1 protein-coding gene is annotated in these 1,652 nt (G+C 61.6%); it reads left to right on the forward strand.

Going from position 1 to position 1,652, the window contains the following annotated elements; genetic code table 11:
• The first annotated feature begins 196 nt into the window (after nucleotides 1–196).
• Nucleotides 197–1,159, forward strand: a complete 963-nt coding sequence (locus QZH66_RS15790) for a D-2-hydroxyacid dehydrogenase (RefSeq protein ID WP_305806846.1) — start codon at nucleotides 197–199, stop codon at nucleotides 1,157–1,159.
• The last annotated feature ends 493 nt before the right edge of the window (nucleotides 1,160–1,652 follow it).

Below are 1,652 nucleotides of genomic sequence, written 5' to 3' on the forward strand. Positions count from 1 at the left end.
CTGGCGCAACTGCTGCAGGAAGACATCACCCGATGGGCCCCCATCGTGAAGGCGTCCGGAGCCGTCGTTGACTAACGCGTCAACCCCCTCCGTCTAACCACCGTCAGCTGCCCTCGCGTATCGAGGGTCGGCTGATTGTTACTTTCCCCTGTGTCCATTCGTACCGACCTTGGAGCAGGCCATCGCCCGGACCGACATGAAGATTGCATTCCTTGACCGCTCCACACTCTCCCCCGAGACTACCCTACGGCTTCCTTCCTTCAAGCACGAACTCGTGTGCTACGAGAACACGCACCCGAACGAGGTAGCGCAACGGATTTCCGATGCAGACATTGTCATCACCAACAAGGTGAAGCTCAGCGCCGAGGCTTTGCAGCAGGCCCCCAAGCTGAAGCTCGTTGCTGTGGCGGCTACCGGAACCGACAACATCGACCTGAACGCCTGCGCCCAGCTTGGCATCACCGTCAGCAACATTCGGAACTACGCTGGCAATACGGTCCCGGAACACGCCTTCGCACTGATGTTCGCGCTTCGCCGAAGCATCTGCGCCTACCGAGAATCCGTCAATGCCGGCAAGTGGCAGGAGTCCGGGCAGTTCTGCTACTTTGACTATCCCATCCGGGACCTGGCGGGCTCCACTCTGGGGATCATTGGGGACGGTGCACTCGGCAACGCCGTGGCGACGATTGCACGCGCCCTCGGCATGAAGGTGCTGTTCTCCGCGTTCAAGGGGCTCTCCGGCATGGGAAGCCTGTACACCCCGTTCGATGACGTCCTGGCACGCTCCGACATCATCACGCTCCACTGTCCATTAACCGCCCAAACTCGCAACATGATTGGGGCCGAAGAGTTTGAGAAGATGAGCCGCAAGCCTCTCCTCATCAATACGGCCCGTGGCGGCCTGGTCGATGAAGAAGCACTTGCCAAGGCATTGCGCAGCGGTCAGATTTCAGGGGCGGGGTTTGACGTTGTCTCAGCCGAACCTCCACCCGCAGAGCACCCATTCATGGCGCTGCTGGACATGCCTAACTTCATCTTGACTCCCCATGTGGCTTGGGCCTCGCAGGAGGCGATACAGGGCTTGGCGGACCAACTCGTCGACAATGTTGAGGCGTTCGTCAGAGGCGATCCTGTTAACACGGTGCGGCCAGCAGCATGAATCCCGTGAACGGACCCCGTGTTCTCCTAGAGCACCTCTTCAGGGTGGCCGTTCGGCGCGCCCTGCCGTCGGAGACCTTGACTGGCCATCTGCCGTCGGTGCCCAAGGGCAGGACGTTGGTTCTAGGCGCTGGAAAAGCGGCAGGGGCGATGGCCCATGCATTTGACGCGGCATGGCCCACAGATGCGCCGATGACCGGCTTGGTGGTGACGCGCTACGGTCACACACCGCCGCGTCCATGTGGGTCGACGCGGCGCATTGAGATCATTGAGGCCTCCCACCCNGTCGGTGCCCAAGGGCAGGACGTTGGTTCTAGGCGCTGGAAAAGCGGCAGGGGCGATGGCCCATGCATTTGACGCGGCATGGCCCACAGATGCGCCGATGACCGGCTTGGTGGTGACGCGCTACGGTCACACACCGCCGCGTCCATGTGGGTCGACGCGGCGCATTGAGATCATTGAGGCCTCCCACCCAGTGCCAGACCAGGCAAGTT

It is taken from the genome of Stenotrophomonas sp. YIM B06876, from assembly GCF_030711595.1.
Lineage (GTDB): Bacteria > Pseudomonadota > Gammaproteobacteria > Xanthomonadales > Xanthomonadaceae > Stenotrophomonas.